Consider the following 20,430-nt stretch of genomic DNA (forward strand, 5'->3'; position numbering starts at 1 on the left):
CGCCTGCCCGGTCTGTCGGACGGCGTCGAACGCACGGCGCGCGCGTCCGGCGGATCCGGCTTCGCCGTTGCCCGGTGCCGCTGGGAGGTTGCCGCGGCTGCGACGTCGGAGCTGCAGCGGTGAACGGTACCCCACCGCATTCCGGCCACGCAGCCCGCACGCCGACGTGGTCCCGTACGGATCGGTCCGCGGCATCGGGTCGGGATCCCCGACCGAGCGCCTCGATCTCGGTCTGGGGAACACTCCTCGGCGTCGACGTCACGATGCAACGCGAGAGCGGTGTCGTCATCGCAACTGGCTCTGCTCGCCCACAAGACCTCGCCCGACCCGGCGTGCCGTCGACCGACCCGCAGACGTTCGCAACGTGCCGAATCCCAGAATTCGGCATCCCGAATTCTCTGGCATGCTGGTGCCCATGACCGACACTGCCGCCCGTCTGGCCGCCCCGGGTGACGCGCCGCGGAAGCGCGCTGCGAGCCTGACGCTCCTCGGTCCCGCGTTCGTCGCGGCCATCGCCTACGTGGACCCCGGCAACGTGGCCGCGAACCTCACGGCCGGGGCGAAGTACGGCTACCTGCTGCTGTGGGTCCTGGTGGCCGCGAACGCCAGCGCCGTCGTCGTGCAGTACCTGTCGGCGAAGCTCGGCGTGGTGACGGGGAAGTCGCTGCCGGAACTCCTCGGCATGCGGATGCGGCGCGCACCGCGGCTGCTCTTCTGGGCGCAGGCGGAGATCGTCGCGGCGGCAACAGACATCGCCGAGGTGATCGGCGGTGCACTGGCGCTGCACCTGCTGTTCGGACTGCCGCTCGTGGTGGGTGGTCTGATCACGGGGGTCGTGTCGATGGCGATCCTCGTGCTGCAGAACCGGCGGGGCGCACGCACGTTCGAGGTCGTCGTCACGGCCATGCTCGCGGTCCTGACGATCGGGTTCTGCGCGGGACTGCTGTTCGCGCAGGTCTCCCCCGGTGCGCTCGTGTCCGGACTCGTGCCGCGGTTCCAGGGCTCGGAGTCCGTGCTGCTCGCAGCGTCGATGCTCGGCGCGACGGTGATGCCGCACGCGGTGTACCTGCACTCGGCGCTCGCGCGCGACCGGCACGGGGACACCCCGGCGGGGCCGGAGCGGCGACGCGTGCTGGTGATGACCCGCTGGGACGTGGCGCTCGCGCTCATCGTGGCCGGCGGCGTGAACGTCTGCATGCTCGTGCTCGCCGCGGCGACGCTGCCCGGCGTGCCGGGGACCGACTCGATCCCGGGAGCGCAGGCCGCCATCGCGGTCCACGTCGGACCGGTCGTCGGGGTGCTGTTCGCGGTGGGGCTGTTGGCCTCCGGCCTCGCCTCGACCTCGGTGGGGTGCATGGCCGGCGCGGAGATCATGCACGGCCTGCTGCACCTGCGGGTGCCGGTGCTCGCGCGTCGGCTGGTGACGCTCGTCCCGGCGATCGTGCTGCTCGCGGTCAACGCCGACGCGACGATGCTGCTCGTCGTGAGCCAGGTGGTGCTGAGCTTCGGGATCGCGTTCGCGATCGTCCCGCTGGTCGCCTACACGTCACGCCGGAGCGTCATGGGGTCCGACGTGAACGCGTTCGGGACGCGGATCGTCGCGTGGGTGATCGCGGCGGTGATCGTCGCGCTCAACGTGGCGTTGGTCGTGCTGACGCTGGCCGGGTGACGCGGGCGCGGGCGCGGGCCGGGCGCGCGGGCCGGCCAGCGTCGTCACGCGCTGCGCGACGGTCCACGCGTGCTCGACGCCGTGGGGTGTCGCGCAGCGCGTGGGACCGCCGCGGAGTCGACGTGCTACTCGACGACCTCGACGCCCTTCCAGAAGGCCACGTAGCCGCTGTAGTCCTTGCCCACGCGGTCGAACGACGAGGGGATCGGCGTCGGGTACGACCACGCGGCGTCGGTGAGCGTCCGTCCGTCGGCGTGCACCGTGTAGTACTGCGTGTCGCCCTTCCACGGGCAGTGGTACTGGGTGTCGCTCTCGGTGAAGAGCTCGGTGTTCACGCTCGACGGCGGGAAGTACCAGTTGCCCTCGATCTGGATGAGGTCACCCTCGGGTGCCTCTGCGACGACGGTGTCTCCGGCTACTGCCTTCATGGTGCGCTCCTTCACTCGTGCATGAGCTCCTGCTCACTCGGTGGAGAACGCTACGCGCGCCGGTTGTGTTCCCCCGGGCGGATCGTGACGAGCTCCGGACCGCGGGCCAGCGCGGCGTGCACCTGCGTCGGCTCGAGCGTGCGCGCGGCCTCCGAGGCGCTCACGAGGTGCTTCACGGCTCGCCGGAGGCCCGTGTACGCGGCACTGGCGGCGGCCGCTTCGGGTGAGCAGTGGTCGATCCCGACGGCGGACAGGGCGTCGATGACGGCACCGGCGCCGAGCAGGTCCTCGACCGCGAAGTCGGGTGCGTCCGGCACGTCGGCCGACTCGCCCGCGGCCTCGGCGGCGTCGGCACCGGCTGCCGCGTGGTGCGATCCGGCGGCGACCACCGCGACGACGCACCGGTCACCCCGCTCGGCCTGGAGGCTCGTCACACGCTCGGCGACCGCCGTCGCGTTGCCGAGGTGGCCGGCCACCACCTCGGGGCCCACCGGGAGCCCGCGGGCCACGGCCCGGTGGTCCGTCCGGTGACGGTCGGGAGTGCTGTCGGGTCCGTCGGCGCCGACGGGCCCGTGCGTGCTGTCGGCGCCGTCGGGCTCGTGCGTGCTGTCGGGTCCGTGCGTGCCGTCGGGCCCGTGCGTGCCCTCGACACCGGCCGCGGTCCCGGCCGCGTCGGGCAGGACGTCGACCCAGACGACGACGTGGGCACCCGCGGCGACCCGGTGCGCCCCGGCCAGACCCCATCCGAAGCGGACCTGGTACTGCTGCTGCCCTCGTTCACGCACTCCGTCACGATAACCGCTGTGGAGCACCTGTCCCTTTCCACAGGGGAGCACCCTCGGAACCGTCGGCATCGAGGCCGCCGGTACGATCGAGTCCCATGGAGATCGCCCCTGCGCCCACCCTGACCGGCGACCGCGTGACGTTGGAGCCGCTCGGCTCCGAGCACGCCGACGACCTCCGTGCCGCGGTCGCCGACGGTGATCTGTGGCGGACCTGGTACTCCTCGATCCCGGCTCCGGCGCAGGTCGACGACGAGATCGAACGGCGACTCGCGGAGCACACCGCCGGGCGGATGGTGCCCTTCGCCGTGCGCGACCGTCCGACGGGCCGCGTCGTCGGCTCGACGACGTTCATGCACATCGACACGGCGAACCGGCGCGTCGAGATCGGGTCGACGTTCCTGGCGAGGTCGGCACAGCGCACCGGCATCAACACCGAGGCCAAGCTGCTCATGCTGTCGCACGCGTTCGACACCTGGCAGTGCATCGCGGTGGAGTTCCGGACGCACTGGCACAACCACCAGTCGCGTGCGGCGATCGCCGGGCTCGGGGCGAAGCAGGACGGTGTGCTCCGGAACCACCAGATCGGGCGGGACGGCACCCTCCGCGACACCGTGGTGTTCTCGATCACCGCGGCGGAGTGGCCGACGGTCCGGCTGTCGCTCGCGGAGCGGCTCCGGCGGCACGACCGGGCAGAGGGCTCGCGGCGTCGCTCCGCCCGGCACGCCTGACACCGAGCGGCTCCGAGTACCGTCGGCCGCATGCACGTCGGTCTCCGCCTGGTCCTCGATGCCCCTGTCGACGCCGTTCGCGACGCCCTGATGGCGCCGGAAGTGATGGTCGGGGTCACGAAGCCGTTCCTGGTGTACCGGTCGCTCGACCCGTCCGGGTTCCCGCGCCGGTGGACTCCGGGGCACCCCCACCCGATCGCGGCGAGTGCCTTCGGGGTGCTGCCGAGCGGCTCGAGCCACGTCGACATCGACCGGTACGAGGTCGACGGGGTCCCGGTGCAGCGCGACAACGGCGGCGGCACGAGCGGCCTGTTCGCCCGGATGACGATGCGCCACCGGATGGCCGCCACGGCGCTGCCCGACGGTCGGACGCTCTTCGTCGACCGTCTAGACTACCGGATGCGTCCGTGGGCGCTCGGGCTCGCACTGTGGCCGGGCATGTGGGTGATCTGGCAGTGGCGTGCGATCCGGATGCGTGCGCAGGCGCCGTCCTGGCCACCGGCCTGACCCGGCGCGCGCGGTGTGCTCGAGGCCGGTGGGGCCGTGCTCGACGCGCCGCCCGCTGTCCGGTCCCGACCGGCGGGGGCGATCCGAGCCTCCCGTCCGCCGCGGAGCGGGCGTAGCCTCGACGACGTGAGCCAGACGCGCCCCCAGGAGCCGACGACCGACGACCGCGTGCACAGCACGCTGGCGACCGTGGACTGGCGGCGCATGACGTTCGACCTGTACCGGCGGGTGCGGGCGACGCCGGACCCGGAGACCGCCCACGCGCTGTGGCGGGAGACCCGCGACGCGATGTTCGCCGAACACCCGGCCAGCCCGCTGCTCGACGAGGACGCGCGCGACTTCGAGGAGCTCCCGGTGCCGCCGTACGACCCGGAGTGGCGGTTCCGCGCCCGTGTCGAGGCTGCCGAAGCGCAGGTGATGGACGTCGAGACCGGTACCGACGGGATCGTGCACTTCGACCGACTCGGTGTCGTGACGCTGCCCGGCATCGGGACGCTCGACGTGTGGTCCCACGGCGGCTACGCGGGCGGCGTGTTCGTCCCGGTGAAGGACGCCAGCGCCGGGAAGGCCCGCGGGACCTACGGCGGCGGTCGCTACCTGCTCGACACCATCAAGGGCGCCGACCTCGGTGGTGACGACGGCGAGCTCGTGCTCGACTTCAACTTCGCGTACAACCCCTCATGCGCGTACGACCCGGCGTGGGCGTGCCCGCTCGCGCCTCCGGGGAACACCGTGGCCGTGGCGATCCCCGTCGGCGAACAGTACGACTTCTAGGGTGGGCGCGATGACTTCGACCGGGCTCGTCGCGATCGACGCAGGAGGGCGCATCCCCCCGTACGAACAGGTCCGGGCACAGATCGCGGCGCAGATCGCCGCCGGGTACCTGGTGGACGGGCAGCGGCTGCCGAGTGTGCGGGCGTTGGCCGAGGAGCTCCGGCTCGCCGCGGGGACGGTCGCGAAGGCCTACACGCTGCTCGAGGAGGCCGGGCTCGTGCACACTGCGCGCGGTGCCGGCACCCGGGTGGTGCGCCCGGCGGACGTCCCGGAGGACGTGGTCGGCGCGGCGCGGCGCGGGCGCTCGCTGCGGTGGCGCGGGCTGCCGGGTTGTCGGCGGACCAGGCTGTGGGGGCGCTCCGCGACGTCTGGCCGGCGTAGGAGCGGGGGCTCTTCGCACGGTGCGCGGTTCGCGGCCGGGCGGGTCTCGCACGGTGCGCGGTTCGCGGCCGGGCGGCACCCGCACGGTGCGCGGTTCGCGGCCGGGCGGCCTCGCACGGTGCGCGGTTCGCGGCCGGGCGGCCTCGCACGGTGCGCGGTTCGCGAGCGGGCGGCCCTCGCACGGTGCGCGGTTCGCGGCCCGTGCGCGTCTGATGTCCCCGTGCGGCGAAACAGGCACGCACCATGCGGCTGACGGCGCACCAGCGAGCAACTCCGCACCGTGCTCCCCGCGCAACCCGGCACCGTGCTCCCCCGCGCAACCCGGCACCGTGCTCCCCGCGCAACCGCGCAATCCCGCACCGTGCACCCGAGCAACCGCGCAACCCCGCACCGTGCTCCCCGCGCAACCGCGTGCCCGTACACCCCGGGTCAGCAGTGCTCGAACACGTACCCCGACTGCCCACGGGCGACGAGCTCCCGGTCGCGCAGGATCGTCATCGCGGGACGGCTGCGCATGCCGCAGACGTCGGACCACGGCCGCCCGACGTCGTCCGAGTACTCGACGTCGATGACCTGCGCCCCGTAGACGTCCGTGTACGCCCGGCACTCGTCGTACGTCACGCACTCCTCCGCGACGGCGAAGTCGAACCCGGCGTCCCGCTTGCCTGCGGCACCGAGCTGCGGCGTGTTCTTCTGCGCTGCCGCGAGCCCGTGCTCGTGTGCGACCTCGACGAGCGCCGACGCCAGCGCCAGGTTCCCCGACCGGGTCAGCGCACCGTGCGACCGCGTCCACGAGTCGAGGTTGTCGAACTCCACGGCCGCGAACCCACGGTCGGCGCACCGTGCGACGGACTTCGACAGCACTGCGACGATCGTCGAGCGGGCCGACGCCGAGGCGGTGTCGAGGAGCATCTCGTCCGGCCACCCCGGATCGGACACGGGGTCCCCGTCGTCGTCGCGGAGCAGGGCGTCCGGGTGGTCGCGCTTCCACGACGACGCGTCCTCGGGCTGGGTCTGGAAGCCGTTGACGTAGCAGATGCCGTAGGTGCCTGGCGCGGGGTGTGCCGTGCTGTCCCGTTCGACGACGGTCACGCCGGACGCCGGTCGGTACGCCCCGCCGAGCTGGTAGTCCGGGACCGCACCGGTGGGCAGCGCGGTCACGCCAGGCACGGCCGACGAACCAGCCCCACCCGCCGAACTCGACGAACCAACCCCGCCCGCAGAACCGGAGCCACTCGACGATCCGGAGCCACTCGACGAACCAGCCCCGCCCGCCGGACCCGCACCACCCGCGCACCCCGCCGTCAGCAGCACGCCCACGACGAGCACGGAACCGAGGACCAGGGATCGCGCATGCACGGGGCCGATCCTCCCACGCGGACCCCGCCCTACCGCCCGCGGGCCACCACCCGCTATGCTGGACGTACTCGAGGCGCCGATCGCCTCGTGCGTCGTACGGACGCCCCGAAACCTCCCGGTCGAACCCGACCGATGTGTATCACGCACCACCGTTCCCCCGGATCCCGTCCGGGTCGGGACACCGGTGCCAGGCTCTCTGCTGCGGCGACAGTGCCCGCACCGCCACGCCCGCTCACACGAGCAGGTGGGCCCCGCTCGCAAGAGCGGGCAGGCACGCTCCCGCCCGCGCGCCGATCGAGCGCGCACCATGGCCAGCACGGCCACGAAAGGTCACCATGACCACCCCCACTGCTGACGTCCGCTTCGCCGATCTCGGCGTCCCGACCCCGATGGTCGACGTCCTCGTCGCCCAGGGCAAGGAGAACGCCTTCCCGATCCAGGTGGACACCCTCCCCGACTCGCTCGAGGGCAAGGACGTCCTCGGCCGCGGCCGCACCGGCTCCGGCAAGACGATCGCGTTCGCGATCCCGCTGGCGGCCCGTCTCGCCGCGAACCCGCGGAAGCGCCGTGCCGGTCGCCCCCGCGCGCTCGTGCTCGCCCCGACCCGCGAGCTCGCGACGCAGATCGACGCGACCCTCGCCCCGCTCGCGAAGGCGATGGGCCTGAACACCACGACGATCTTCGGCGGCGTCTCGCAGGGCCGCCAGGTCGACGCGCTCCGCGGTGGCGTCGACGTCGTCGTCGCGTGCCCTGGTCGCCTCGCGGACCTGATGCAGCAGGGCCACGTGCAGCTCGACGCCATCGAGGTCACCGTCCTCGACGAGGCCGACCACATGGCCGACATGGGCTTCCTCCCCGGCGTGACGAAGATCATGCAGGCGACGCCCGAGCAGGGGCAGCGTCTGCTGTTCTCCGCCACGCTCGACAACGGCGTGGACAAGCTCGTCAAGAAGTTCCTGCACAACCCGGTGATGCACTCGGTCGACGACGAGTCGAGCCCCGTCGAGGCGATGACCCACCACGTGTTCGAGGTCGCCGACGCCGACGCGAAGAAGGACCTCGTCCGCACCCTCGCCTCGGGCACCGGCCGCCGCATCCTCTTCATGCGCACGAAGCACCACGCCAAGCGCCTGGCCAAGCAGCTGTCGAGCCAGGGCATCCCCGCGGTGGACCTGCAGGGCAACCTCTCGCAGGGTGCCCGTGAGCGGAACCTCGCGAAGTTCTCCGCCGGCGAGGCCCTCGTCCTCGTCGCGACCGACGTCGCCGCCCGTGGCGTGCACGTCGACAACGTCGAGCTCGTCGTGCACGTCGACCCGCCGACCGAGCACAAGGCCTACCTGCACCGCTCCGGCCGCACGGCGCGTGCCGGTTCGTCCGGTGACGTCGTGACGGTCGTGATGCCGGCCGAGCGCCGTGACGTCGCACAGATGATGCGCAAGGCCGCGATCACCGCGAAGCCGCAGCAGGTCTCCGCGACGTCCGCGCCGGTCACCGAGCTCGTCGGCGAGGTCGCCCCGATCCGCCACGTCGCCGAGGCGCCGGTCCAGCAGCAGCAGCCGCGCCGCCAGCAGGCGGCCTCCTCCGAGACGGCCGGCCAGGGCCGTGGTCGTGGTCGCGGTCGTGGTGGCCGGACGGGAGGCTCGGCGAGCGCCGGGCGCACCGGCTCGGCTCCCGAGACCGCCGGCGCAGCCCGCGAGGGTCGCGCCCCGGCACGCGGGTCGCGCCCGGATGCGGCGGGGCGCGACGGTCGCAGCGGGGCGCAGGGCGCCAGTGGTGCCGGCGGCCAGCGCCGCGGTAGCCGTCGCGCATCGAGCGACACCGTCCGCGGTGGCTCGGCTCCGGTCTGGTCGTCGGACGGTGGCTACGCCGCCGGTCGCACGCCGGGCTCGGAGTCCGGCGGCAACCGCCGCGGCGGATCCCGTCGGGCGTCGCGTCCGGCCGGCTCCGCGCGCTGACGCCGAACCTCAACGGTCGCTGCGAACGGGTGACTCCCGCGGCGTAGGTTCTGGTGCATCGCCGGGCAGGAAGTGCCCGCGATGGATCTGTCCGCTGACGGAAGGAGCCGCGTATGGCTGGCATCGAAGACATCAAGAACGCTGCCGAGAAGGCAGCCGGCAAGGCCAAGGAAGCCGTCGGCAACGTGACGGACAACGACCGTCTCAAGGCCGAGGGTCAGACCGACCAGGCGAAGGCCTCGGCGAAGCAGGGCGCGACCGACGTCAAGGACGCCGCGCACGGCGTGGCCGACAGCTTCAAGAACGACAAGTAGCACCAAGCACGGTCGTGACGACCGCGCTGCGAAGCCCCCGGGTCCGGACGGACACGGGGGCTTCGTCGTGCGTGCTGGCGTCGCGGGGCTAGAGCAGGGCGCCGACCGAGGCGAGGCCGGCACGCATGAGTGCCCCGCGCCCGCCCTCCATCTCGTCCGAGACCGCGGCGGAGGCGGCCTCCATCGGGCTCATCCACGTCAGCTCGAGCGCGTCCTGCCGGGGCTCGCACGTGCCGGTGACCGGCACGACGTACGCCAGGGAGATCGCGTGCTGCCGCTCGTCGGTGTAGACCGACGCCCCGGGCAGCGGGAAGTACTCGGCCACGGTGAAGGGCGCCGGGTTCGCGGGCAGCTGGGGGAAGGCCATCGGCCCGAGGTCCTTCTCGAGGTGCCGGAACAGCGCCGTCCGGATCGATTCGCCGAACATCACCCGGCCGGAGACGAGCGTGCGGGCGATGGAGCCGCTCGGTGCGACGCGCAGCAGCACACCGACCTCGGTGACGACCCCGAGGCCGTCGGTGCGGACCGGGATCGCCTCGACGTAACAGATCGGCAGACGACGGCGCACCGTCGCGAGCTCCTCGTCGGACAGCCAGCCGGAGTCAGGGTCAGGAGTGCGCAACGAGGCCATGCACCGTGTCTACCAGCTGCCCCGGCGAGTTCGACACACCGCGCGGCGTCTGTGGATGGATACCGTTGTCCCCATGATCGACCGAGGACTCGTGCAGTGGACCCGTCCCGAGGCCGAGCGCGCCGGGACGCCCCTGCTGGTCCTGCTCCACGGGGTGGGGTCGAACGAACACGACCTGCTCGGGCTCGCGCCGGCGCTGCCCCCGGCGTGGACGCTCGCATCGCTCCGCGCTCCGGAACCGTGGGGGCCCGGGTACAGCTGGTACCCGCTGGGGACGCCGGGCTCCCCCGACCCCGGGCCAGTCGACCTCGCCGTCGCCGGGGTCCTGGAGTGGATCGACTCCGTCGCGACCGACCACCCGCGCATCGGGCTGCTCGGGTTCTCGCAGGGCGGGTCGATGGCGCTGCAGCTCCTGCGCGACCGACCCGACGGGTTCGCGTTCGCCGTCTCGCTGTCCGGGTTCGTGGTGCCGGGCATCACCGACACCCGGGACGAGGCCGTCGCCGCCGTCCGACCCCGCGTGTTCCTCGGACACGGCGACCTCGACCCGGTGATCCCCGGCGAGGCCACGGCGCGGACGGCCGTCTGGGCAGCGGCGAACACCGACGTGACCGACCGGTCCTACGAGGGACTGCCCCACGCAGTGTCGGCGGCCGAACTGGCGGACGTCGCCGCCTTCATCGGCGACTGAACGACGGACGAGCGCTTTGGTGCCAGCTGGCACCGGGCCTCCAGGCACGGCCGGACGGCCGGTGCGTCCGCTAGTCGGCGAGGATCTGCAGGAGGTCCTTGCGGAGCTGGTCGACCTTGACGACGGCCGCCTTGGTCTGCTCCTCCGTCGCGCTGGTGCGGTACATGTGGAGCACGCCCATCGTCTTCCGGAGGGTCTCGAAGAACTCGCGCTGCGCGTCCGGGACGCCCGGGGTCGACTCCCATGCCGCGGCGATCTCGTCCGCCTTCGCCTCGGCCTCGGCCCTGCCGGCGTCGGTGAGCTCGAAGAGCGTCTTGCGACCGTCGCCGGTCGAGACGACGAGGTCCTCGTCGACGAGCTGCTGGAGCGTCGGGTAGACCGAGCCGGGGCTCGGCTTCCAGGCGCCGCCGGTGCGCTCGGCGATCGTCTTGATGACGGCGTACCCGTTCTGCGGTCCCTCGGCCAGCAGGCCGAGGATGGCGAGGCGGACGTCGCCGCGGCGGCGGCGCTCACGGCCGAAGCCGGGACCACCGAGGCCCATGCCGGGTCCCATGCCCGGGCCGAAGCCCATGCCGGGGCCGAATCCGCCACGGCCGAAGCCGCCGCGTCCGCCGTGGTCACCGTGGTCGCGGCCGGGGAAGCCGCCGCCGTGGTGCTGCCGCGCGCCGCCGAAGCGGGGGCCGCGCGGTCCGGAGCCGCGCTGCTGGCGGCCGTTGTCGTTGTTGTCGTAGTCATCCATGGTGCGCATGAGTGACTCCTTCCTTGGTTCGTGTTCGACGTTGTCTCGCGATCCCGAACTGTTCCGTCCGTATCGCGATGGGTTAACGATAGATCGGTAACTATCGCGTTGTCAACCCCTTGTTCTCGTTGGGCCGGTTGTCGGGGGTCGCGGGCAGGATGGGACGGACCATGACGGACGTGCTCGAGCGCTTCTCCCCCGCCACTGCGGAGTGGTTCCGTGGCGCGTTCTCCGCTCCGACCGCGGCGCAGTCCGGCGCGTGGGACGCGATCTCGACCGGCCGGCACGCGCTGGTGGTGGCGCCGACCGGGTCCGGCAAGACGCTGGCGTCGTTCCTGTGGTCGATCGACCGACTGATCAGCTCGACGGAGCACCCGCCGGCCAAGCAGCGCACGCGGGTGCTCTACGTCTCCCCGCTGAAGGCCCTGGGTGTCGACGTCGAGCGGAACCTCCGCAGTCCGCTCGTCGGCATCACGCAGACTGCTCGTCGGCTCGGGCTCGAACCACCGGACGTCACGGTGGGCGTCCGGAGCGGGGACACCCCGTCCTCCGACCGACAGAAGCTCCTGCGTCAGCCGCCGGACATCCTCATCACGACGCCGGAGTCGCTGTACCTGATGCTGACGTCGCAGGCGCGCGAGACCCTGGTGAACGTCGACACCGTCATCATCGACGAGGTCCACGCCGTCGCGTCGAGCAAGCGGGGCGCGCACCTCGCCGTCTCGCTCGAGCGTCTCGACGACCTGCTCGACAAGCCGGTGCAGCGGGTCGGCCTGTCGGCCACGGTGCGCCCGGCCGAAGAGGTCGCGCGGTTCCTCGGCGGACGCGCTCCGGTGGAGATCATCGCGCCGCCCGCGCAGAAGACGTTCGACCTGCAGGTGGTCGTCCCGGTCGACGACATGTCCGAACTCGGAGCACCGCCGGTCGGTGCCGACTCGTCCGAGGCGCCGTCGAACGGCTCGATCTGGCCGCACGTCGAGGAACGCGTGGTCGACCTGATCGAGGAACACCGGTCGACGATCGTGTTCGCGAACTCCCGGCGCCTGGCCGAACGGCTGACCGCCCGGCTCAACGAGATCCACGAGGAGCGGGTGCTCGCCGCCGCCGACGCCACCCTCGTCGGAGTCGCTGCGGGCGACGGCGGCCTTCCCGGCGGTCGGCCGCAGTCGCCGGGACGGGCTTCGGCGCACGCGCCGGTCGCCGCGCCGAAACGTCCTCCGGCACAGATCGTCGGGCAGTCCGGGCAGACCGAGGGCGGCGGCGCGGACCCCGCGGTGCCGGCACTCGCCCGCGCGCACCACGGCTCCGTGTCCAAGGACCAGCGCGCGATCATCGAGGACGACCTGAAGTCCGGGCGGCTCCGCTGCGTCGTCGCCACGAGCTCGCTCGAGCTCGGCATCGACATGGGTGAGGTCGACCTGGTCGTGCAGGTGGAAGCGCCGCCGTCGGTCGCGAGCGGATTGCAGCGCGTCGGCCGTGCGGGACACCAGGTCGGCGAGATCTCCCGCGGGGTGCTGTTCCCGAAGCACCGCGCGGACCTCGTGCACAGCGCGGTGACGGTGGAGCGCATGGTGTCCGGGCAGATCGAGTCGATCTCGGTCCCCGCCAACCCGCTCGACGTCCTCGCGCAGCACACCGTCGCCGCCGGGTCGATCGACACCCTCGACGTCGAGCACTGGTTCGAGCTGGTGCGTCGGAGCGCCCCGTTCAGCGGGCTGCCGCGGTCGGCGTACGAAGCCGTCCTCGACCTGATCACGGGACGCTACCCGAGCGACGAGTTCGCCGAGCTCCGGCCGCGCCTGGTCTGGGACCGGGTGCACGGCACGCTGACCGGACGACCCGGGGCACAGCGGCTCGCGGTGACGAGCGGCGGCACGATCCCCGACCGCGGCATGTTCGGCGTGTTCATGGTCGGTGAGCGGGCGTCCCGCGTCGGCGAGCTCGACGAGGAGATGGTCTACGAGTCCCGCGTCGGCGACGTCTTCGCACTCGGTGCCACCAGTTGGCGCATCGAGGAGATCACCCACGACCGCGTGATCGTGAGCCCGGCGTTCGGGCAGCCGGGCCGGGCGCCGTTCTGGAAGGGCGACGGCATCGGGCGCCCCGCCGAGCTCGGTCGCGCGACGGGTGCCTTCATCCGGGAGGTCGAGGGGTCCTCCGACGCCGACGCCCGCGCCCGCGTGACCGCGGGTGGCCTGGACGAGCGGGCTACGACGAACCTGCTGACGTTCCTCCGTGAGCAGCGCGAGACCACCGGACACGTGCCGAACGACACCACCCTCGTCGTGGAGCGCTTCCGCGACGAGCTCGGTGACTGGCGTCTCATCCTGCACTCCCCGTACGGCATGCAGGTGCACGCGCCGTGGGCCCTCGCGGTGGCGGCACGTCTGCGCGAACGCCACGGGATCGACGGGGACGCGATGGCTGCCGACGACGGCATCGTGGTGCGGATCCCGGAGACCGACGCCGAGCCTCCCGGGGCCGACCTGTTCGTCTTCGAACGCGACGACCTCGAGGCCCTCGTCACCGACGAGGTCGGCGGTTCGGCGCTGTTCGCGGCACGGTTCCGCGAGTGCGCCGCTCGCGCCCTGCTGCTCCCCCGGCGCGACCCCGGTCGCCGCTCGCCGCTCTGGCAGCAGCGACAGCGGGCGTCGCAGCTGCTCGAGGTCGCGCAGAAGTACCCGACGTTCCCGATCGTGCTCGAGACCGTCCGCGAGGTCCTGCAGGACGTCTACGACGTGCCGGCGCTCCTCGGCATCGCCGACGAGATCGCCCGTCGGCGGATCCGGCTCGTCGAGAGCGAGACCGAGCAGCCGTCGCCGTTCGCGCGGTCGCTGCTCTTCGGGTACGTCGCCGCGTTCATGTACGAGGGCGACACTCCGCTCGCCGAGCGCCGGGCGGCCGCGCTGTCGCTCGACTCGACCCTCCTCGGCGAACTGCTCGGACGTGCCGAGCTGCGCGAGCTGCTCGACCCGGCCGTGATCGCCTCGACCGAGCAGGACCTGCAGCGGCTCTCCCCCGACCGCCGCGCCCGCGACGCCGAAGGACTCGTCGACGTCCTCCGACTCGTCGGCGCGCTCGACCTCGACGAGGCGGTCGACCGGAGCTGGGTGGCCTCCGACGACGATCGCGATGCGGCCCGGACGACGATCCGGACGACGCTCGAGGCACTCGAGCGGGACCGCCGCGTGCTGTCCTTCTCGCACGCGGGGGCTGCGCGCTGGGCCGTCATCGAGGACGCTTCCCGACTCCGCGACGCCCTCGGTGTCCCGCTCCCCATCGGCGTCCCCACCGCGTTCGTCGAACCCGTGGCCGATCCGCTCGGCGACCTCGTCGGCCGGTACGCGCGGTCGCACGGGCCGTTCGCCGCGCAGGAGGCCGCCTCCCGGCTCGGACTCGGCGTCGCCGTCGTGCAGGACACGCTCCGGCGGCTCGTCGCCGACCGTCGTCTGGTGGAGGGCGAGTTCCGGCCGGACCGCCAGGGCGCCGAGTGGTGCGACGCCGAGGTCCTGCGCCGCATCCGCACGCGCTCGCTCGCGGCGCTCCGGCACGAGGTCGAGCCGGTCTCGCCGGACACCCTCGGCCGCTTCCTGCCGGCGTGGCAGCACGTCAGCGCACCTGGCGCGCGCGGCGGCCTGCGCGGGATCGACGGTGTGCTGCAGGTCGTCGACCAGCTCACCGGCGTCGCCCTGCCCGCCAGCGCCTGGGAGTCGCTCGTGCTGCCGGCCCGGGTGTCGGACTACGCGCCGAGCATGCTCGACGAGCTCACGGCCACGGGAGAGGTCCTCTGGTCCGGCGGCGGGACCCTGCCCGGCAACGACGGGTGGGTGCGTCTGCACCTCGCCGACACCGCCCCCACGACGCTGGCCGAGCCCTCCGGGGACGACACCACCGAGCTGCAACGCGACGTGCTCGGTGCCCTCGCCGGTGGCGGCGCCTACTTCTTCCGCCAGCTCGGCCAGGCGGTGGGCAGCACGGACGACCAGGCGCTGACGACCGCGCTGTGGGACCTGGTTTGGGCCGGGCAGATCACGAACGACACGTTCGCGCCCCTCCGCGCGATGCTCGGCGGGAAGGCGCGCTCGACTGCGGCGCCCCGCACGCGTGCGTACCGGGGACGCCGTCGCCCGACGCTGCCGTCACAGTCCGGTCCGCCGAACGTCGGCGGACGCTGGAGCCTGCTGCCCCTCGCCGAGGCCGACGGCACCGTCCGGGCTGCCGCGACGGCGGAGCAGCTCCTCGAGCGGTACGGCATCGTGACGCGTGGTGCCGTGCAGGTCGAGGGCGTCCGCGGCGGGTTCGCGGGCGTCTACCGGGTGCTCTCGCGCTTCGAGGAGTCGGGGCGGGCGCGGCGCGGGTACTTCATCGAGGGACTCGGTGCGGCGCAGTTCGCGACCAGTCCGACGGTGGACCGTCTCCGCACCTTCGCCAGGGACCTCGACGACGACGCTCGCGCCGACCGGGACCGGGCCCGGACGGCTCTGGCACTCGCGGCCACCGACCCCGCGAACCCGTACGGGGCCGCGCTGCCGTGGCCCACCGACGCCGCCCCGGTGTCGGACCCCGGCGATCCCGCACCGGTCACAGCGGCCGCGGCCCCCGCCGAGCCGAAGTCCCGCGGACACCGGCCCGGGCGGAAGGCCGGGGCGCTCGTGGTGCTCGTCGACGGGGAACTCGCGGTCTACGTCGAACGTGGTGGCAAGTCCGTGCTGACCTTCACCGAGGACCCCGCCGACCTCGCCGCGGCCGCGAGTGCCGTCGCCGCAGCGGTCCGGAGCGGCCTCGGGAAGCTCTCCGTCGAGCGTGTGGACGGCGTCTTCGTGCTCGAGTCGGCACTCGGCGAGGCCCTCCGTGCTGCCGGGTTCACGGCCACGCCGCAGGGGGTCCGGCTCCGTGCCTGAGGGTGACACCGTCTTCCGTGCCGCGCATCGGCTGCACACGGCGCTCGCGGGCAAGGTCCTGACGCGCAGCGACTTCCGGGTGCCGGCGTTCGCGACGCTCGACCTGGTCGGTCGCACCGTGGACGAGGTCGTCCCGCGGGGGAAGCACATCCTGCACCGCATCGGCGACCTGACCGTCCACTCGCACCTGAAGATGGAGGGCCGGTGGGACGTCTACGCGCCGGGTGAGCGGTGGCGACGACCGGCCTACCAGGCGCGCGCGGTCCTCGACGCGGAGGACGTCTCGACCGTCGGCTTCACGCTCGGCGTGCTCGAGGTCGTCCCCCGCGAGCAGGAGTCGGAGATCGTCGGGTACCTCGGTCCGGACCTGCTCGGGCCGGACTGGGACGCGGACGTCGCGCTGGCGAACCTGACGGCCGACCCCGAGCGTCCGGTCGGGCTCGCGCTGCTCGACCAGCGCGTGCTCGCCGGGCTCGGCAACGTGTACCGGAACGAGCTCTGCTTCCTCCGCGGCGTGCTGCCGACCCGTCCCGTGGGGCAGGTCTCCGACCCGGCACGGATGATCACCATGGCGCACCGGCTGATCCTGACGAACCGGGACCGCAGTCACCGCGTGACCACCGGCGTCGACCGGTCCGGCTCCCGGTTCTGGGTCTACAACCGGCGGGGCAAGCCCTGCCTGCGCTGCCGGACACCGATCCGCGCGGGGGAGCTCGGCGACACCGAGCTCACCCTGCGGGACACGTACTGGTGCCCGCGCTGCCAGACCTGAGCGGCGCTGCGGCTCCGTCCGGTCGACGCGGAACGACATCGTCGCTGTCGTACGACGTCGACTCCGTCGTCTGTTGCGCGGCGCGACCCGTGCGCCCGTTGCGTTGCGACACGGTCGATGTCGGACGACGACGACGATGTCGTTCCGAATCGGTCACGAAAGTCCGCGACGACGATGTCGTTCCGAGTCGGTCACGGGAGACCCCGCGCGCTCAGGCCGAGGCGGACCGCTCGACGACGGGGCGCCGGCGCAGCGCGGGCTGCAGGACCGCCGGCGGGTTGTACTGCTGGTCGAGCCGGCCGACGTCGGTGCCCGGCGGGACGATCGCGTCGATGCGGTCGAGGACCTCGTCGGTGAGTGCGACCTCGGACCCGGCGAGCAGGTCGTCGAGCTGCTCCATCGACCGCGGGCCGATCAGGGCGCTCGTGACGCCGGGGTGTGCGATCGCGAACGCCATGGCGAGGTGCGTCATCGGGATGCCGGTCTCCTCGGAGAGCGTGACGACCTGTTCCACGGCGTCGATGCGTCGTTCGTCCTGGTTGTGCCGGAACATCCCGACCCGTGCGAGGTCGCTGTCCTGGCCCTTCCGGAACCGCCCGGTGAGCAGGCCACCGGCGAGGGGGCTCCACACCAGCGTGCCCATGCCGTAGCGCTGGGCGACGGGGAGGACCTCGCGCTCGATGCCACGGTTGAGGATGGAGTACGTCGGCTGCTCGGTCCGGAAGCGCTCGAGTCCGCGACGCTCGGAGGTCCACTGCGCCTCCACCTGCATCGACGCCGGGAAGTCCGAGCTGCCGATCGCGCGGACCTTGCCGCTGCGCACCAGGTCCGTCAGTGCCGAGAGCGTCTCCTCGAGGTCGACGGTGTCGTCGGGTCGGTGTGCCTGGTAGAGGTCGATGTGGTCGGTCTGCAGGCGGCGGAGCGAGTCCTCGACCGCGCGCATGATCCACCGCCGTGAGTTCCCGCGCTGGTTCGGGTCCTCGCCCATCGGCCCGTTGAACTTCGTGGCGAGGACGACGTCGTCGCGGCGGCCCTTCACGGCCTTGCCGACGAGTGACTCCGAGCCGCCCTGGGAGTAGCGGTCGGCGGTGTCGATGAGGTTGATCCCGGCGTCGAGCGCGCGGTGGACGATCCGAATGGAGTCCTGTTCGTCGCCGTTGCCGATCCGGCCGTCGGTGCCGAGCATCATCGCCCCGAGTGCGAAGGGGCTGACCTGGATGCCGGTCCTGCCGAGGGTGCGGTACTGCATGGTTCCTCCTGTCGTGGCGTCCTGCTCGTCGGTGTCGTATCGTGGTCGTACTGGAACGCCTTTCCGGAAGCATACGGAATGGCTTTCCGTTTACGCAAGCCCCGTGACCGATCCGAGGAGGATCCGTGCGTGCCGACGCCCGTCGCAACCTCGACGCCCTGACCGACGCCGCCAAGTCGGTCTTCGCGACCGACGGCGTCGATGCGCCCGCCAAGGTGATCGCCGACCGCGCCGGGGTGGGCGTGGGGACGCTCTACCGCCACTTCCCGCAGCGCTCCGACCTCGTCATCGCGGTGTTCCGACGCGCCGTGGACGCCTGCGCGGACGCCGCACCGCAGCTCGTCGCCGAGCACGAGCCCGACGAGGCCCTGGCACGGTGGCTCCAGCGATTCACGGAGTTCGTCGCCACGAAGCGCGGACTCGCCGCGGCACTGCACTCCGGTGACCCGGCGTTCGAGGCACTCCCCGCGTACTTCCGGGAGCGCCTCGGGGGCACACTCACCGGACTCCTCGACGCCGCCGCGGCCGCCGGCACCATCCGCCCGGACGTCGACGCCGAACAGCTCCTGGCGGCCGTCGCGAACCTCTCCCACGGCGCACCGAACCCCGAGCAGAGCCAGCTCCTGGTCGGCCTGCTCGTCGACGGGCTCCGCTACCGCGCCACCATCGACGCCTGAGCACACCCGTGCCGGTCCCGACCGTGTCAGCGCGGCGGGTGCAACCGTTCCGCCGCCGTCGCCCGCACCGCGTCGGTCACCCGGTCGAGCAGCGGTGACGCGAGGTTCCACCGCTGCCACCACAGGGCGACGTCCGCTCGCCGACCTGGGGTGAGCTCGACGAGGGCACCCTGCTCGAGGGCGTCGAGGCACTGCGCCTCGGGCAGCATCCCCCACCCGAAGCCGAGCTGCACGGCACGCGCGAAGTCCGCCGAGGTCGGGACGAAGTGCCTCGGGCCGCCCGGTGCGTGGCCGACGACGCGGCGCAGGTACCCCTGCTGCAGGTCGTCGTCGTGGTCGTAGTCCACGAGGGGCACGCGGTCGAGCAGCAGGAGCATCCGGCGCTCGGTGTCCGCTCCGGCGAGGTACCGCGCGACGAAGGCCGGCGACGCCACGGCCCGGTACCGGTCGACGCCGAGCGCCACGGACGAGCAGCCCTGTACCGGATCGGACTCCGCCGTCACCGCTGCGGTCACCGTGCCGGAGCGCAGGAGTTCCGCCGTGCGGTCCTGGTCCTCCCGGTGCAGGTCGAAGACCACCTCGGTGTCGGAGCGGACCGTCGCCAGGGCGTCGAGGAACCACGTCGAGAGGGAGTCGGCGTTCACCGCGAGCGGGATCGACGGGACGACGTCGACGTCGTCCGGTCCGGCACCGAGCGCCCGGGCCGTCTCCTCGTCGAGCAGTCGGACCTGCCGGGCGTGCCGGAGCACGAGTGCGCCGTCGGCCGTCGGTCGGATCGGCGTCGTCCGCTGCACGAGGACCCGACCGGTGAGGCGCTCCATCGCGCGGATGCGCTGCGACACCGCCGACGGCGTGATCGAGAGCGCTCCCGCGGCGGCGTCGAAGGTCCCGAGGTCGACCGCCGCGAGCAGGGTCTCAAGGTGTTCGCGCTGGAAGCGGATCATGAGCTGAGCTTACGGTCCTGCAGGAACATGAGCTGGCCTACGACTGGACCCGCCTCTACGGTCGTCATGTGACCGCCCTGCTCCCCCTGCTCTCCGGCCTCGGTACCGGCCTCGCCCTCATCGTGGCGATCGGCGTGCAGAACACCTACCTGCTCCGGCTCGCCGTGAGCGCCGGTCTCCGGGTCGTCGTCGCCGCGGTCCTCGTGTGCGCTGCCTCGGACGCGGTGCTCATCCTGGCCGGTGTGCTCGGCGTCGGGGCGGTGGTCGAACGGTTCCCCGCGGCGCTCGTGGTGATCCGGTTCGTCGGGGCGGCGTTCCTGCTGACGTACGGGGTGCTGGCGGCACGACGGGCACTGCGGCCCTCCGGCGACGCGATCCGGGTGACCGCCGACGACGACGGGATCCCAGGCGTCGCCACCGACGACGACCGGGTTCCAGGCACCACCGCACCGGAGAACCGCAGCGGAGCCGCACCGGCGAGCCGCAGCGGGGCCGCACCGGCGAGCCGGAGCGAGGCCACGCCGACGTGGCGGAGCCGAGCCGAGCCTCCAGACAGGAGCCCAGGTACCGGCGGCGCCCCCGCGACCCGCACCGCGGTCCTGACCATGCTGGTCTTCACGTGGGCGAACCCGCACGTCTACCTGGACACCCTGGTGTTCCTCGGCTCCGTGGCGAACCAGCAGGGCGTCGACGACCGCTGGTGGTGGACCGCGGGTGCCGTCGCGGCGAGCTGCCTGTGGTTCGGAGCACTCGGGTTCGGGGGTCGACTGCTCCGGCCGCTGTTCGCGATGCCGGGCACCTGGCGGGTGTTCGACGGCTGCGTCGCGGTGGTGATGCTCGCGTTCGGGGTGCTGCTGGCCGTCGGCGCCTGACGCGGCCCGGACCAGCACAGCGCCCGGGAACGGACACGTCGCCCGCGGGCCAGC

Annotated in this window: 19 protein-coding genes; 12 read left to right on the forward strand and 7 right to left on the reverse strand. The window is 72.9% G+C overall.

Going from position 1 to position 20,430, the window contains the following annotated elements:
* The first annotated feature begins 415 nt into the window (after positions 1-415).
* Positions 416-1,669 carry an Nramp family divalent metal transporter gene (locus tag FS641_RS04900; RefSeq protein WP_144760752.1) on the forward strand — a complete coding sequence of 418 codons (1,254 nt, stop codon included), beginning with the start codon at positions 416-418 and terminating at the stop codon, positions 1,667-1,669.
* Between the two features lie 125 nt (positions 1,670-1,794).
* On the opposite strand, the gene FS641_RS04905 is transcribed toward FS641_RS04900, so the two are convergent.
* Positions 1,795-2,097: a DUF427 domain-containing protein gene (locus FS641_RS04905; RefSeq protein ID WP_144760754.1), complete on the reverse strand. Its 303-nt coding sequence runs from the start codon at positions 2,095-2,097 to the stop codon at positions 1,795-1,797.
* A 50-nt stretch (positions 2,098-2,147) separates the two neighbouring features.
* Positions 2,148-2,882, reverse strand: coding sequence for a 2-phosphosulfolactate phosphatase (locus FS641_RS18375; RefSeq protein ID WP_260855686.1), 735 nt, complete (start codon positions 2,880-2,882; stop codon positions 2,148-2,150).
* Positions 2,883-2,977: 95 nt separating this feature from the next.
* On the opposite strand from FS641_RS18375, the gene FS641_RS04920 reads away from it, so the two are divergent.
* The 4 genes from FS641_RS04920 to FS641_RS18250 all read left to right on the forward strand — a co-directional run bounded on the left by FS641_RS04920 (position 2,978) and on the right by FS641_RS18250 (position 5,525).
* Positions 2,978-3,610, forward strand: coding sequence for a GNAT family N-acetyltransferase (locus tag FS641_RS04920; RefSeq protein WP_144760763.1), 633 nt, complete (start codon positions 2,978-2,980; stop codon positions 3,608-3,610).
* A 30-nt stretch (positions 3,611-3,640) separates the two neighbouring features.
* Entirely contained in the window at positions 3,641-4,117 is a 477-nt protein-coding gene (locus FS641_RS04925) for a hypothetical protein (RefSeq protein ID WP_144760766.1), read from the forward strand.
* Between the two features lie 204 nt (positions 4,118-4,321).
* Positions 4,322-4,891, forward strand: a complete 570-nt coding sequence (locus FS641_RS04930; protein WP_144761528.1) for a DUF1684 domain-containing protein — start codon at positions 4,322-4,324, stop codon at positions 4,889-4,891.
* A gap of 10 nt (positions 4,892-4,901) precedes the next feature.
* Positions 4,902-5,525: a GntR family transcriptional regulator gene (locus tag FS641_RS18250; RefSeq protein WP_222122044.1), complete on the forward strand. Its 624-nt coding sequence runs from the start codon at positions 4,902-4,904 to the stop codon at positions 5,523-5,525.
* A 176-nt stretch (positions 5,526-5,701) separates the two neighbouring features.
* Here the strand turns inward: FS641_RS18250 and FS641_RS18380 are convergent, their stop codons facing one another.
* Positions 5,702-6,433: an endo alpha-1,4 polygalactosaminidase gene (locus FS641_RS18380; RefSeq protein WP_260855687.1), complete on the reverse strand. Its 732-nt coding sequence runs from the start codon at positions 6,431-6,433 to the stop codon at positions 5,702-5,704.
* A 533-nt stretch (positions 6,434-6,966) separates the two neighbouring features.
* Here FS641_RS18380 and FS641_RS04945 point away from each other — a divergent pair.
* Positions 6,967-8,586, forward strand: coding sequence for a DEAD/DEAH box helicase (locus FS641_RS04945; RefSeq protein WP_144760769.1), 1,620 nt, complete (start codon positions 6,967-6,969; stop codon positions 8,584-8,586).
* Positions 8,587-8,699: 113 nt separating this feature from the next.
* Entirely contained in the window at positions 8,700-8,900 is a 201-nt protein-coding gene (locus FS641_RS04950) for a CsbD family protein (RefSeq protein WP_144760771.1), read from the forward strand.
* Positions 8,901-8,988: 88 nt separating this feature from the next.
* Here FS641_RS04950 and FS641_RS04955 read toward each other — a convergent pair whose 3' ends face one another.
* The gene (locus FS641_RS04955; protein ID WP_144760774.1) at positions 8,989-9,531 is read right to left on the reverse strand and encodes an NUDIX hydrolase family protein; all 543 of its coding nucleotides are present in this window, start codon (positions 9,529-9,531) and stop codon (positions 8,989-8,991) included.
* 73 nt (positions 9,532-9,604) lie between these two features.
* Here FS641_RS04955 and FS641_RS04960 point away from each other — a divergent pair, with 73 nt between their 5' ends.
* The gene (locus FS641_RS04960) at positions 9,605-10,222 is read left to right on the forward strand and encodes an alpha/beta hydrolase (RefSeq protein WP_144760777.1); all 618 of its coding nucleotides are present in this window, start codon (positions 9,605-9,607) and stop codon (positions 10,220-10,222) included.
* A gap of 70 nt (positions 10,223-10,292) precedes the next feature.
* Here FS641_RS04960 and FS641_RS04965 read toward each other — a convergent pair whose 3' ends face one another.
* Complete coding sequence (locus tag FS641_RS04965; RefSeq protein WP_144761534.1) at positions 10,293-10,961, reverse strand: PadR family transcriptional regulator; 669 nt, start codon at positions 10,959-10,961, stop codon at positions 10,293-10,295.
* 170 nt (positions 10,962-11,131) lie between these two features.
* On the opposite strand from FS641_RS04965, the gene FS641_RS04970 reads away from it, so the two are divergent.
* Positions 11,132-15,862, forward strand: coding sequence for an ATP-dependent helicase (locus tag FS641_RS04970; RefSeq protein WP_144760779.1), 4,731 nt, complete (start codon positions 11,132-11,134; stop codon positions 15,860-15,862).
* Entirely contained in the window at positions 15,855-16,634 is a 780-nt protein-coding gene (locus FS641_RS04975; RefSeq protein ID WP_144760782.1) for a DNA-formamidopyrimidine glycosylase family protein, read from the forward strand. Before FS641_RS04970 ends, FS641_RS04975 begins: the two co-directional genes overlap by 8 nt.
* Before the next feature lie 211 nt (positions 16,635-16,845).
* On the opposite strand, the gene FS641_RS04980 is transcribed toward FS641_RS04975, so the two are convergent.
* The gene (locus FS641_RS04980; protein WP_144760785.1) at positions 16,846-17,883 is read right to left on the reverse strand and encodes an aldo/keto reductase; all 1,038 of its coding nucleotides are present in this window, start codon (positions 17,881-17,883) and stop codon (positions 16,846-16,848) included.
* Between the two features lie 125 nt (positions 17,884-18,008).
* Here FS641_RS04980 and FS641_RS04985 point away from each other — a divergent pair, with 125 nt between their 5' ends.
* Positions 18,009-18,560: a TetR/AcrR family transcriptional regulator gene (locus tag FS641_RS04985; protein ID WP_144760787.1), complete on the forward strand. Its 552-nt coding sequence runs from the start codon at positions 18,009-18,011 to the stop codon at positions 18,558-18,560.
* 26 nt (positions 18,561-18,586) lie between these two features.
* On the opposite strand, the gene FS641_RS04990 is transcribed toward FS641_RS04985, so the two are convergent.
* Positions 18,587-19,504 (reverse strand): LysR family transcriptional regulator ArgP, encoded by a 918-nt coding sequence (locus FS641_RS04990; RefSeq protein WP_222122045.1) that lies wholly within the window; start codon positions 19,502-19,504, stop codon positions 18,587-18,589.
* Positions 19,505-19,572: 68 nt separating this feature from the next.
* Here FS641_RS04990 and FS641_RS04995 point away from each other — a divergent pair, with 68 nt between their 5' ends.
* Positions 19,573-20,376 (forward strand): LysE/ArgO family amino acid transporter, encoded by an 804-nt coding sequence (locus tag FS641_RS04995; RefSeq protein WP_144760790.1) that lies wholly within the window; start codon positions 19,573-19,575, stop codon positions 20,374-20,376.
* Positions 20,377-20,430 lie beyond the last annotated feature (54 nt).

It is taken from the genome of Curtobacterium sp. 9128, from assembly GCF_007673775.1.
GTDB lineage: Bacteria > Actinomycetota > Actinomycetes > Actinomycetales > Microbacteriaceae > Curtobacterium.